Below are 12,082 nucleotides of genomic sequence, written 5' to 3'. Positions count from 1 at the left end.
CTCACAGGCCTCCGAGCAAGGACGGAATCTTCGCGAAGAGATCATTGGTGAACGAGACCATCTCCGAGATCATCCAGTGCCCGCAGACGATCAGTGCGACCGCCACCGCGGCGGCCTTCGGAACAAAGGAGAGGGTGGCTTCCTGCAGCTGGGTAATGGACTGCAGCAGGGAGATGGCCAGGCCCACCACGAGGGCGGTCACCAGCACGGGCGCGGCGAGTTTGGCGGCCACGATCATGGCCTGGAGGCAGATGTCCAGGACGGCGTTGGTGTTCATCCGCTGCCTGCATAGCTTTGGATCAGTGCGGTGATGATCAGGCCCCAGCCGTCCACGAGGACAAACAGGAGGATCTTGAACGGAAGCGAGATCATCACCGGCGGCAGCATCATCATGCCCATGGACATGAGCGCCGCCGACACCACGAGGTCGATCACGAGGAACGGGATGAAGATGACGAAGCCGATAATGAACGCGGCGCGGAGCTCGGAAATCATGAACGCCGGGATGAGAGTCTGCAGCGGCACCGCTTCCGGGCTGGCCGGGTTCTCTGCACCTGCGGCCCGGGTCATGAGGGCGATGTCCTCTTCCCGGGTGTGGGCCAGCATGAAGTGCTGCAACGGACCGGAGGCAGCGCTGACGGCCCCGTTGAAGTCCAGGGTCCCGTTGAGGTAGGGCTGGATGCCGATGTTGTTCATCTCATTGATGACCGGCCACATCACGAAGATGGAGAGGAAGAGGGCCAATCCGGCGAGGACCTGGTTCGGCGGGATGGACGGCAGCGAGAGGGCGTTGCGGGTCATCGCAAGGACCACGAAGATCTTGGTGAAGGATGTCATCATCAGCAGCAGCGCCGGCGCCACGGACAGCAGGGTGATCCCGATCAGGGTCAGGACGGCCGTGGAGGGTTTGCCGTCCAGCCCGTTGATCTGGATGTTGACATTGCCGCCGCCAGGGGCTGCCGGTTCCGTCGGTGCGACCGGCGGGGTCGGATCAACCGGCGCGGCGTGCCCGGCCGTGGCGTTCAGCCACAGCAGCAGGACCGCGAACAGCACGGCGGCGAGTCCGAGGACCAGAATCCTGGCGGGGCGGCCAGCTTCGGGGCGGGGAGCCTCGGGGCGGGCAACGGCTGAACGGGTGCGGACGCCGGAGGGCCCGCTGGTGAGAGGGCGGATCAATTGCGGCGTCCGGTCCTGAGAGCGGCGGCGGCCTGCTTCCACGTGGAGCCGGCCAGGATCGAACCGTGCAAAGGCGGGTGGCTGGTTCCCCGGCCCGCAGGACCGCGGGTGTGGGCGTTCCGGTGGATGGAGGCGCGACGGGACACGGGGATGTTCCGCGAGCTGTCCCCGCCGTCGGAGGCCCCGTCGTGGGAGGCCTCGCCCTCGGAAGGAGTGCCGTCGGAGGCCCGACCGTCGGTGGGAGCGCCGCCCTGGAGGCCGGACAGCGGGTTGGCCTCCGAAAGGATCCGGGCGAATTCCCCGAAGCCGCGGCTGGTCCCGGGCACGGGGGCCTCTTCTTCGGGTTCTTCCGGGATGTCACCGGTATGCAGGACGTTCACGGCATGCTCGGTGACGCCGAGAAGGAAGCGCCGGCCGGCGGCGTCGACCACTACCACGGAGGCCTTCTGTCCCAGGCTCTGGCGGCTGATGACGGTCAGCGCGCGGTCAGCCCGGCGCCGTCCGGTGCCTTTGCCGAGCCGGCGTTGCAGGTACCACATGAGGCCAAGCACCGCGCCCAGGGCCACGACTACCCGCAGCCCGAGGATCAGTGAGTCCATTCAGCTGAGCCCCTCGGCCACGTCGAGGATGCGGGTGATCCGTACTGCGTAGTCCTGGTCCAGGACGACCACTTCGCCGTGCGCGATAAGCCGTCCGTTGAGCAGCACATCGGCCGGGGCCCCCGCGGATCGGTCAAGCTCGATGATCTTGCCGGGTTCGAGGGACAGCACGTCGCGGACGGACATCCGGGTGCGTCCGATCTCCACGGTCAGGGCCATTTCGATGTTGTTGATCCGGCCCAGGCGGCCGGCCACGGTGTCTCCGCCGCCGAAGACGTCGCCGGCGCGGTCCTGGCTGTTGCCGTGTTCGCGGAGACGGACAGCGAACCACGCCGCGGGGCTGGTCCCGTCAGAGAGTTCAAAGACGGCCGTGTCGGTGTCCGAGAGCAACCCGGAGACGTCCGTTTCGCGCAGGTCGGACAATACCCCTGCGCCGAAGACCGAGCTGGCGCTTTCCATCGCCGGGCGCAAAACATCGGTCACGGAGACGTGGCCCAGCTGGGATCCGGCTCCGGCGGCTTCGTCGAGGAAGGTGCGGTCGCTCAGCATGAGAGCCAGGTCTGCCGTGACGGAGCCGACAAACGTGGCGGTGACCGCCTGGCGGGCGTAAGCTGCGGCTGCGCGTGCCGGCACAAGCGCGACAACCTTCAGGGCCACCGGGGTAGGCAGCTCCTCGACAAGCCGTTCCGCCGACGATTCGTGCTTGGTCAGGGTGATGCTCATCGGTGGTTCTCCTCGATTGTGACAATGACGGCAGCCGCGCGGGATCCGTTGCGGGCCGGGGCTGCTGTGGCGAGCCGGGTGCCGTCGAGGGTCAGGTCAAACGGCCTGTTCTCCAGGTGCGGCAGGGTGAGGACGTCTCCCACGGCGAGGCCCAGGATCTGGCTGGGGGTGACATACGACGTCGACAGCCGCACCGAAAGTTCCACCGGAACCCGTTCGAGCTGGGCGCTGACGCGGGCTTCGGCGTCGTCGCGGTTGTCGGTCGGGTTGACCTTCTTGAGCCGGCCTAGCAGGATGCCCGCGGGGACCGCCAGGGTGGCGGGGGCGCTGATATCGCCGACGCTCATGATGAAGGCGGCGACGATCATCAGTTCACTGGGCGCTGCGGCCTGGGCGAACTGGGAGTTGTATTGGATGGTGTCCACCCGGACGGCTTCGCTCATGAGCGGCCCCAGGGAGTAGCCCAGGTCCTCGAGCGCCTCGTCCATGAGGCCTTTGACCAGGGCCTGCTCAATTTGCGTGAACTTGCGGTCCGGCATGGGTGAATCGTTCGAGGCGCCAAGCATCCGGTTCACCCAGCCGAGCGCGGCCGGGGCCGGGAACTGCACCACGAGTTTGGAATCGTTGGCCTCGACGGTGCACAGGACCATGGCCGTAACTGCCGGCAGGGACGCCGCGTACTCGTCGTAGCTGAGCATGCTGACGTCTTCGAGCCGCACGACGGACTTCACGCGGACCTTGGCCGTCAGTTGCGTGCCCCACTGGCGGGCAAAGGTCTCAAAGGCGAGTTCCAGGACGCGGCTGTGTTCGCGAGCCAGCGTCGCGGGACGCCGGAAGTCGTAGACGCTGACGGTCCGCTCCCGTACCACTTCCCGCTCATCCAGAACACTCACGGTTGCCACTATCGGCAAGGGATCCGCTGCCGTAAGGAATGCCTGCAGGCAAAACCTGCGGGCAGACCCCGCAGGCAATGCGTGCAAGTAATGAACAGCCTATTTCTCGGTCATCTTCAGGGCTTCGGGGATCAGTGCACGGACGACGTCGGGCTTGTCGGAGACGACGACGATGTCCACCCTGCGGTTGCGTTCCATGAGTTCCGGGGTGGAATCGTCGTTGACCTGCCGGGCGGAGCCGAACGCGACGGCCCCGATGGATCCGGGCGGGATGCCGCCGTGGTCCACCATGTAGCGCAGCACGTTGACGGCCCGCGCGGAGGACAATTCCCAGGTGGAGGGATAGGACGTGATGCCGTTCGCGGCGTGGCCCTCCACCATGATTTCCAGGCCGGCGGGGGCCAGCGTCGGCGAGATGATCTGCAGGACCTGTGAGGCCCGATCTGTGAGGTCCGGCCGGTCGGCTTCGAAGAAGGCCTGGGATCCTATGAGTTTTACCGTCAGTCCGCGCTGGTCGATCTGGAATTCAACGTTTTCGCTGAGTCCCGCAGACGCCAGGCCGGCCTTCATTTTCGCCTCAAGGGCGCGCAGGCGGTCCACTTCCTTGAGCGCCTCGGCCAAGGCATCGGGCGCCGCCGTGGTCTCCGGACCCTTCACGGCAGCAAACGCCTCCAGGTTCTTGTCCACCTGGTCCGGCGGCACCACCGTGCCGGACGCGGTGTCCACCGTCTTGGAGGCAACCGCCCCGAAGCCGGTGGCCAGGGAGTTGCGGAGCTTATCGAACTTGTTCGCATCCACCGAGGACATGGCGAACAGGACGATGAACATGCACATCAGCACGGTGACCATGTCCATGTAGGACGCCATCCACCGTTCGTCGACGTGGTGCTCTGCCGGCTTGGACCGGCCGCGCCGTCGTCTGGGACTCACGCGGCCTTGTCCATTTTGTCGCCCGCGTCGTCAACCGTTTTCCGGCCGCTGTCCGTGGCCTTCAGCTGGTGCTCGGGGACCATTGAGCGCAGCCGTTCGGCAAGCAGCAGGGGTTGGGCGCCGGACTGGACTGCCAGCATTCCCTCCATCAGCAGCGTCATGTGTTCAATGTCCAGCTCGGACAGCCTGGCCAGGCGCGAGCTGAAGGGCAACCAGATGAAGTTTGCCGACAGCAGGCCCCACAAAGTGGCAACGAACGCAGAGGCAATCATGGGACCGAGGTGGTCCGGGGTGGAGAGGTTCTCCAGGACGTGGGTCAAGGACACGACCGTGCCGATGATCCCGATGGTCGGGGCGTAACCGCCGAGGCTGGCGAAGAATTTCGAGGACGCGTGGTCGCTGCGGGACTTGGTGTCGATCTCGTCCTCCAGCTGCATCCGAAGGTCCTCGGCGTCGGTGCCGTCAGCAATGTTCTGCAGGGCCCGGGCCAGGAACGGATCCTGGGCGCCGGCCGCCTCTTCTTCCAAGGAGAGCAAGCCCTCGCTGCGCGCTTTCTCCGCGAACCGCACCATCTGCTCGATGCTTTCCTGGGGTTTCGAGGTCTTGCCGATGAACATTTTCGGCAGGGCCTTGAAGGCCTGCAGCGCATCCTTGAGGGTATTGCCGGCGAACCCGACGGCCAGGGTGGCGCCGAAGACCAGCACCATGGGGGCCGGCAGCAGGAGCGACGTGACGCTGGCCCCTTCCATGGTCACCATGGCGATAACGGAGCCAAAGGCGAGGAGCAGTCCGATGACTGTTGCGGGATCCATGGCTTACTTTCTTGGTTGCACGGGTGCGGTGGGGCCGTCGTCGTCGGGGTCTTCCGTGCGGACCAGGCTCAACGGGTAGCCGGTGACGGCCGGGAAGTCCCGGGCCTTGCTCAGGACGTAGGCGCGGTAGTCGGCGATGAGCTCGACCACTTCGGCCAGGCTTTCGAGCACCACGTAGGCGGCGCCGTCGAGGGTCACCAGATGCGTGTCCGGACTCTCGTGGATCCGTTCAATCAGGTCCGGATTGACCGCGAAGCGCGTTCCGTTGAGGCGTGTGACGACGATCATGGGCCGAATCTGCTCTGTGAGGGGAAGGGTGTTCTCCTCCCTACTGTCGGCAGCCGTGGCGTCTTCGTTAGGGGCCAGCGCTGCCGGGGCCCGTCATGCCCGCAGGGAGTGGACGAAATCGAGCTTCTGGATCACGGCCGGCGGGATCACGAAAGGGTAGAGGTCGTCCATCCCCATGCTGCGGTTGACCTGGTTCAGCGCGATCGAGAGCGGCACCCACGTGTCCACGAGGACCTTGGTGAAGGCCCGCTCCCCCGGCCGGCCGGCTGAAACCAGGCCGAACTCCCGGGCCGTCTCGAGGGTGTCCTGGATATGCAGGTAGTGGGCAAAGGTTTCGGCAAAATCCTCGTAGGGGTGCATCGTGGCGTACCTCGAGATGTACTCCTCTTCCCAGCCCGCCGGGGCACCCTCGGAATAGTGGCGGTCGATTGCCGCGCCGTAGTCCTGGGTGTCATCCCCGAACAACGTCCGGGCCAGGTGGGAGTGCTCGGCGCTGCCGAACACGAGGACGCCCTCGAAGTAATGGCCTACCTCGTGGCGGAAATGGCCCAGCATGGTCCGGTAGGGTTCGTCCAGCTTCGCGCGCATCCGTTCGCGGTACGCGTCCTCGCTTTCAGCCAGATCGATCGTGATGATCCCGTTGGCGTGGCCGATGGTGACGTTTTCGTTCACGCTGGACAGCAAGTCGAATGCCAGGCCCTTTTCGGGGTCTTCCCTGCGTGTGATGATCGGCAGCCGCAACGCGTCAAGCTCGGCGATGAGGTGGCGTTTGGCGCGTTCGGCGACGGCGAATTGGGCCAGGCCCTTGGCGTCGGCGTCGTTGGGGCGGGTCCGCGTGAGTTCACAGCTGAAGCACTGGCTGTCCTTGCCCGCGGTAAGCCAGGTGCAGGCGGAAAGCTCGAGGTTCACGCAGCTGTGCCACTCGACACCCCCGGGCCCGGTGTACGTGCCGCTGATGTCCACGGCGACGACGCGCTGCTCGTCGCGCGAGTAACGCAGCTTCGTTCCGCAATGAAGGCAAACGGAGTTCTCAAAGAACACGGGTGAAGTGCAGTTACCGCAGGATTGTTTTTTCACTTCCCGATCCTACCGGCAGGCCCGGCATTCGTCTTTTTGAAGCCTCGCCCTGAACAAACCCCTCCACAAATAACACCCTGGGTCGGTCCGACTTGACGACAATGACGCCCACGCCCGCCGGGTCCCGGCGGGCGTGGGCGTCATCGGTGTGACAGCTTTTGCAACTAGCGTTTCTGTCGGAAAGTGGGGGGTGTCTCCCGCCGTTTTCGATCTTAGGCGTGTCTCCTTGATCGGAGCGGTCAATGTGCCTAAGTAGGGGCATCCCGAAGCTCAACTGTCTTCTTGATTTTACTTGCGTCGAGGTGTAAGGATCTGGCCCGCTTGACCTTCATCGTTCTGAACGGATCGACGAAACCGAGTGACTCGAGCAATAAGCACGCCCGTCAACGCCTTTTACGACAGCGCAGACATCTAGCTTTCGAAGGCGTTATGGCCTGCTTCCGTGTCCTCCGCAAAGTTCGCAGTGGATCTCGCCAGTCCGGCTACCTCTCCGACGGGCTAGGGTGCAATGGAGTTATTCTGCATCCGGACTGGCCTCGCTTCGGGCTCCTGTCCTGCCCCCAACCCGTCCCTTGCGTTGAGGTTGGGTCATGGCGGAATTGGGAGGTGATGTGAACAGGTCGCGGAGGTCTACCCCCAATACGTCAGCAATATCCCAGAGGCGCTCGTAGGCGATACTCCGGCGCCCCCATTCGAGGCCGATGATCGTGTTTCGGCTCATACCGGCTTCAAGACCGAGGGCTTCTTGGCTGAGCTCTTGGGAGATTCTAATTTCGCGGATTCGGGATCCAACCTGTTGCCGGCGGTCCCGCCATCGGTTGAGCTGAACGTCGGTCGTCTGCGTCGGTCTAATAGGCACACCCAATGCCACTTGAAGGAAACATTTTTGTCTGCTCCACTAGTGATACATAAGCGCGATGAGAGGCGAAACACAAAGAAAGTGCAGGGCGACACCATGGCCATCTCAGTAGTTTTGGATCTGGCAGAAGCAGTTTCGGTGAATGACCTCCGGCAGTTTCTTTCCTTCGTTCCTCACTGGCACGACCCTGACAAGGACATCAGAGCGATGGACATCAGAGGCCTTGCCGTGCGCTTTCTAGAGCTGGAGATTGACCCCTCCCCAGATTCCGGTAGTCGAGGTTCCACGAGAGGCGGCAGCTCCCCGCTGAGACCGGACTAGCCAAAGAGAAGAGCGCAAGCGGAGGAGGACCTTGCCCGCCGAGATCCCCAAAGCTACTGTTGAGGCACCACACCCGAACGAATGATCGCGCGCTCAGGAGCGCTTAGAGAAGGGTGTGGAGTGTTACGTATTGGAAATGCGGGAAGCGAACGCCGGTCCAACCTCGAACGGGACTTCGCGTTAGCGGTCGAGCTCCCCAGCGGCATGCCGACCTTTATGGACGAAGATCGAATCCTGGCCGACGAGTTGAACTCGTACATGCACTCTGTAGAGAGTCGAGGCCTACATGCGCCGGAAGGCCTCAGGCGGCATGCAGGACAGATTCAGAGGTGGGCGGTTTTCCTTGACACAGTGCAGGCTAAACCCATGTGGAGTGCATGCGTCAGGGATCTTCACGCATACCAGCAGCTTTTGTTTGTCGATGGGGACCGGGCTGGCAAGAGAGCCTGGAACGCAGCTTCCGCCACTCTTATGAAGCTTTACCACTGGGCTGAGCTCACCTATTTGTACCGTTCGGACATCGAGTTCAGAGACTTCCTCGCACGCCGGTACTACATACCAGCCCAAAGATGACCCCAGACGCGCGCTTGGCCGCGACGGCCGGAGCGGCATCCCGGGTGTGCAGCGTCCGACTAGATCCTTCCTCTTTTATCCGCTTTGATCTTCTAAACCTTGATGCCCCTTCAGAGTTTCAGCCCGTCATCTCGGGACCGAAACCGACCTTCTGCCAGTTCGAAGCCGCGTCCTCCGGCCGAGTCATTCCCCGACTCTAACCTCGTCCCGGTCCGTGCGGTACGGCTCGGTGGGCTGGCTACAGGGTCTCAAGGTCGCGGGCATGGACCCAAAGGCCCAGGCGGGAGAATTCTTCCGGAGTCCATGACCTGATTCTGGCCAGCCATCGCTCGGACGGTGCCGGCAACGTTGTAACGACCCATTCCTCGGCTAGGGGTTCCGGAGTTGTCCAAGGAGGTCGGGGTATTCGGAGGCGGTCGCATTCGCGCCCGATGACCACAGCAAGCAAGGTGTCCCACCGGATCGACCCGGTGGACTCAGGGGGCATCAAGAAATCTTTGCGGTTCTCCGGCGACGTGTCGCGGAAGTCCCCAACAGCTTTGGTCATAATCCGGTGGGCGAAATCCGGGTCACCTCGGGCCAATTCCCGCGCGATAATCTCAGCCGCACTCCGGGAACTAAGGCGGTGCTCATCCTCCATGGCCATGCCGGCACCGATCACCGCGAGGCGGCCATTTTCTGCGGATCCGGTCCAGCCGCTTTCCTCTTTATGCCTTTTAGTCCCGGGACCTCCCGGCTGCGAGGGGCCCGCCAAGCGAAACTCCCTTGCTCCGGAGAATCCAGGCTTGGGTTCCGGGCAGGATCCGTCCAGCGTCAGTCAGTCAGTAGGCCGCGCACCGCCAAATACGGCTCAGATCCTACCTGCCATAGGGCCGCAACCTCGAGCGACATCAGCGACGGCGGGCAGCTGGCCTGGCCGAAAGGACCGGTCATCACCTCGTCGTCGTCCGATCCAGTCATTTCAACGATCCACTAATCCTGCGTCCTCGTGTATTGGCTTGAAAGTCGCCGGCATCAAGCAGTGCCGAAATTTCCGGCGCCGCTAAGCGCCACATGGATGACAGTCGTCGGTCTAAGTTTCCCCGCGACGCCGCCAAACTCAATCCGGCTGCCGCGAACGTCTCGTTTGGGGCCTCCTGCAGCGCAGCCATGCGCTCCGAGATCCTGGCAGCTGTTGTCACCGCTGTGTGCCTCTGAACCAGAGCCACTTCTACGGCGGTCTACGGCGGTGCCGTCCATCCGGCACTTATGATGGCGCTGGCCAGGTAACGGGTTTGTTCGGCTTCAGATGTGCCGCGCCCATGGTTGGCTACAAAGATCGCGTGGATCAGTTCGCCGAGCAGATAAAAGTCATCGAGTTGCGGATTCTTTCTGGATAGATTTGCATACCAACTGCCCCACCCGTCCGGGTCCCTCTGATCCGTCGCGTCATAGGGCGTTGTGGTTTCGTCTTCGACAGCGCACTGGTGCGGGGGATGGTCCGTTGCTTGACGCTCCGGTGGGACCCAGCCGGCAGTGATGACGGCCTCGGCGATGAAGTTTTCTCTTTCATACCAGGGCATGTCGAACAACGGATCCTCAGGGTAGCAAGTCTCCATTGACGCGTCCCAGAGCAACGCGGCGAGCAGTTGCTCGTTGTCAAGATGCGGGGAAGCGGCCCTCAAAGCCTCGTGCCAATCGGACCAGTCGAGTCGGGAAACGGGAAAGTTCATGTTCAGGGAGTCGGAGTAGAAATTGAAAGGCTTAGCCGCCTTCGGGTTCCAGGTCCTGGGTGGTTCGGGCTCGTGCGCTTCTTTCACCACGTCCCCCGTCCTCGTCCTCGAAGGCCGCCAGAATCCGGGCAGGTTCCTCAAGGTGATCGGCTGGACGGCCCCCATCTGCGAACCACGTAGTCGGGGCCGTCATCCACAGGACGACGTCCGACCCAATCCAGCCATGCTCATCCGCGATTTTCTTCAAGTCGCACTTTCGTCTTCCCGGAACCGCCGGCAGAAGGCTCAAACAAGAACAGGGGATACAAAGTCTGCCCGCGGTACCTGAGCGTGAAATCGTGCACCTCCGGTTCAGTCCCTGGACCGAGGGCCGTCAGGGCTTCACTCTCCGTCAGGCATCCGAACTCACGGCCAATATGCTTGACCACATTGATTGTGGCCTGCACCGTACACGCAAGCTCCGGTGAGACTTCCGCGTCGACGGCCTCCAAGGCACGGAAAAGAGCAGCGAGCGTTTCCGGTGAATCATCACCCACAACTTCATCGTCTTGGGCCTCATCCGCGGGCTCCGTGGATGGCGGCATCCTCCGGTCCTCCCCCAGCTCTTGCGTGGATCGATACGCGACCCTAACCCATCCAGGCGTCGTTGAAAAGGCTTGCACTCCGCGGCTATCGGAGCCCTGCCTGACTCACTTGGCGGCCCCCATAGGTTCTTGCTGCGCCATCACGGCAGGCTGTGAACCCACCTACATCATTGACGTTTCACCGTGCGGCGCGGGCACCTCCCCGACGTCCGCGAAAAAGCAAAGACACAGTTAAGGGAGCCGATCGAGGCCAGCAGGTTCGGGATCTGCACGCTGGGAAGGAAGACGTCCACGGCGGCCCGGTCGGCGAGAGTTCGATCGTTGCTATGGAAGGGCCGGGTAAGGCAGCCGCTGGTTTGCAACCTGCGCGGCGCTTATCCCGGCCCTGACGCCCTAAGTGCTCTCAACTGGATTGAGCTCTGCTGGCGTTGTTGATGCTCCCACATCCGAGGGACCGTTTGGTTAGGCGCCGGTCGAGCCCTCCGTGCCCCATGCTAGAGCAGGCACGTTGCCGCGGCAAGGGGACCCCGGCTCTTCGTCTCAGATACCCCCCGACCGGAGTATCGACGGTGAGGCGAATCCTCCCTGCTCCAGGACGTGCAGCGCCTCAAGAACCGGACCGGGACCGTCAATTGTCAACACCGCAATAGGACGTGCCCCACCAAAGAACGGCTCAGATCCTTCCAACCAAAGAAGAGCCTCCTCGGGCATCATCAGGGACAGCAGCCGCGGCACGACCGTTCGCCCCTCCGGGCCGGCAGAACGGGTAACCACTGCGCCCAACCCGGCTTTTATCCTTTTATATCTTTTATAGTTTTTATAGCTTCGGGGGTCGTGACGGCTGTTTGGCTACTCGCGATGATCGGCATCCACGATGCTTGCAGCGGCTCTACGGCGGTGCGGGCTAACCCAGGGAACTGCTGCCGCCGAATGACAAAGGCCACGCTGGCAAAGCTTCGTCTGCCTCGGCCAATTCCAAAGCCTTGGAAGAAGCCGCAACGATCTTGCGACTGACTGGACCGTGAAGCAGACGTGACGCCGGGCACCCGAAACGGCAACCAGCATCGGCGTGCTCCTCGCCCAGCCCGGCTTCGCCGCCGGTGCGACCGTCCCACTGGCCGCCCTCGCCTTCGTGATCGGATCGATCATCATCGCCACGCTACGAAATACCAGCCGCAACGCGACCCCACAAGCCCCTGGCGCAGGAACCGCCCTGCCTCAAACACGCGTGGCATCTCCGGAAAAGAGCTGTTCTGGCGATCCGCACGGCGGCGCCTCGCTATCGAACGCCCAACGGCGGTAATTAGTTCTGCCCCGACAGCCGCGAAGCTCGTCCAAGCAGCTGTTCCCAACACTAGCTTTACGTAATATTCGCTATCGGCTAAAAAGTGGGACCAGTAGAAGTAGATGAGAAAACTGGTCTCTCTGTGCTTTTAGCCGTTTTTGCAGGTCAGGCTGATGTGGCGATGCCTCGACGTCGATCGGCATGAAAGGGTCGATCCGCGCGCTGCTGCGGCACAACAACGTAATCTCTC

The 12,082-nt window shown here is 63.0% G+C and carries 13 protein-coding genes; all 13 read right to left on the bottom strand.

The window, feature by feature from the left end; translation table 11 throughout:
- Position 1: 1 nt before the first annotated feature.
- On the bottom strand, positions 2-277 hold the full coding sequence (fliQ, locus tag AC1DCZ_RS17080) for a flagellar biosynthesis protein FliQ (RefSeq protein ID WP_476894736.1): 276 nt from the start codon (positions 275-277) through the stop codon (positions 2-4).
- Complete coding sequence (gene fliP / locus AC1DCZ_RS17075) at positions 274-1,077, bottom strand: flagellar type III secretion system pore protein FliP (RefSeq protein WP_476894791.1); 804 nt, start codon at positions 1,075-1,077, stop codon at positions 274-276. Before fliP ends, fliQ begins: the two co-directional genes overlap by 4 nt.
- Positions 1,078-1,172: 95 nt before the next feature.
- Positions 1,173-1,775 (bottom strand): flagellar biosynthetic protein FliO, encoded by a 603-nt coding sequence (gene fliO, locus AC1DCZ_RS17070; RefSeq protein WP_476975656.1) that lies wholly within the window; start codon positions 1,773-1,775, stop codon positions 1,173-1,175.
- Positions 1,776-2,498, bottom strand: coding sequence for a flagellar motor switch protein FliN (fliN, locus tag AC1DCZ_RS17065; protein WP_476975655.1), 723 nt, complete (start codon positions 2,496-2,498; stop codon positions 1,776-1,778).
- Positions 2,495-3,391 carry a flagellar motor switch protein FliM gene (locus tag AC1DCZ_RS17060; RefSeq protein WP_476975654.1) on the bottom strand — a complete coding sequence of 299 codons (897 nt, stop codon included), beginning with the start codon at positions 3,389-3,391 and terminating at the stop codon, positions 2,495-2,497. The genes fliN and AC1DCZ_RS17060 overlap by 4 nt, the downstream gene beginning before the upstream one ends.
- Positions 3,392-3,490: 99 nt before the next feature.
- Complete coding sequence (locus AC1DCZ_RS17055) at positions 3,491-4,321, bottom strand: OmpA/MotB family protein (RefSeq protein ID WP_476975653.1); 831 nt, start codon at positions 4,319-4,321, stop codon at positions 3,491-3,493.
- A complete protein-coding gene (locus tag AC1DCZ_RS17050; protein ID WP_476894741.1) occupies positions 4,318-5,133 on the bottom strand; it encodes a motility protein A in 816 nt (271 codons plus the stop codon). Before AC1DCZ_RS17050 ends, AC1DCZ_RS17055 begins: the two co-directional genes overlap by 4 nt.
- A 3-nt stretch (positions 5,134-5,136) precedes the next feature.
- Positions 5,137-5,421, bottom strand: coding sequence for a flagellar FlbD family protein (locus AC1DCZ_RS17045; protein ID WP_476975652.1), 285 nt, complete (start codon positions 5,419-5,421; stop codon positions 5,137-5,139).
- Positions 5,422-5,514: 93 nt separating this feature from the next.
- Positions 5,515-6,498 (bottom strand): zinc-binding metallopeptidase family protein, encoded by a 984-nt coding sequence (locus tag AC1DCZ_RS17040; RefSeq protein WP_476975651.1) that lies wholly within the window; start codon positions 6,496-6,498, stop codon positions 5,515-5,517.
- A 514-nt stretch (positions 6,499-7,012) separates the two neighbouring features.
- Positions 7,013-7,357, bottom strand: a complete 345-nt coding sequence (locus AC1DCZ_RS17035) for a helix-turn-helix domain-containing protein (RefSeq protein WP_476975679.1) — start codon at positions 7,355-7,357, stop codon at positions 7,013-7,015.
- Positions 7,358-9,064: 1,707 nt separating this feature from the next.
- Positions 9,065-9,211 carry a hypothetical protein gene (locus AC1DCZ_RS17030; protein ID WP_476975650.1) on the bottom strand — a complete coding sequence of 49 codons (147 nt, stop codon included), beginning with the start codon at positions 9,209-9,211 and terminating at the stop codon, positions 9,065-9,067.
- A 260-nt stretch (positions 9,212-9,471) separates the two neighbouring features.
- On the bottom strand, positions 9,472-10,053 hold the full coding sequence (locus AC1DCZ_RS17025) for a hypothetical protein (protein ID WP_476975649.1): 582 nt from the start codon (positions 10,051-10,053) through the stop codon (positions 9,472-9,474).
- A gap of 137 nt (positions 10,054-10,190) precedes the next feature.
- Positions 10,191-10,499 (bottom strand): hypothetical protein, encoded by a 309-nt coding sequence (locus AC1DCZ_RS17020; RefSeq protein ID WP_476975648.1) that lies wholly within the window; start codon positions 10,497-10,499, stop codon positions 10,191-10,193.
- Between the last annotated feature and the right edge of the window lie 1,583 nt (positions 10,500-12,082).

It is taken from the genome of Arthrobacter sp. 10N418 (genome assembly GCF_056394725.1).
The sequence above is the reverse complement of the archived record's forward strand: the minus strand, read 5'-3'. Positions and strand labels throughout refer to the sequence as shown.